This window comes from Cellulomonas sp. P2_B4, from assembly GCF_056404795.1.
In genome coordinates this window covers 1-569 of record NZ_JBFUDI010000082.1, presented here as the reverse complement: position 1 = coordinate 569, position 569 = coordinate 1, and the positions used below count along the sequence as shown (strand labels likewise).

At 66.1% G+C, this 569-nt stretch carries 1 protein-coding gene; it reads right to left on the bottom strand.

Annotation, left to right across the window (positions count from 1 at the left end; all coding sequences use genetic code 11):
• Positions 1-230, bottom strand: a 230-nt coding sequence (locus AC1DZC_RS20205; protein WP_477044527.1) for a M23 family metallopeptidase, incomplete at its 3' end; no start/stop codon positions are given.
• Positions 231-569: the final 339 nt, after the last annotated feature.

The following is a 569-nucleotide window of genomic DNA, read 5'->3' as shown; positions in this document are numbered from 1 at the left end:
ATATTGCCATAGCCGCCCGCCTTGCCGGCGAAATGCACCACCCCGCCCGCGGCCGCCAGCACGGGGGAACGGAGCGGCCCGGGTATGTCGATGCCGCTGTGCAGGGCGGGCCGGCCCAGGATCGGATCAACGCGCCAGCCGAACCCGGAGGACAAGCGCGGCAGGTCGACCGGTACCGGCGTTTTCGGCGCCGCGACCGGCATTTCGGGCAAGGACGCGGACTGGATCACAGGTTCGCGCCGGACGGCATCATGCCCACCAGGTAGCCTGTCGTTATCGACCGCCGCCATCCCCGAGCTGCCCAAAAGCCACAAGGCACCGGTCAGCGGAAGGGCGGGAAGCACTGGCATTATGACTGAAGGACGGAGACCTTCCGCCCGTCCCGTAAGCCTGATTCAATTATTTTTTGCGGTCCCGTTTCGGCTGCGGGAATGGCCGCGGCGCTCCGTCCCTCAGTTCACCAACAACGGCTGCACTCAGGAGACGAAGGGTGAATTCGACCGAACGCCGCATGCTCGACATGCTCAAGAAAGGCCGCGACCGCTTCGGCGTCGTCGCGGTGAAGGCGG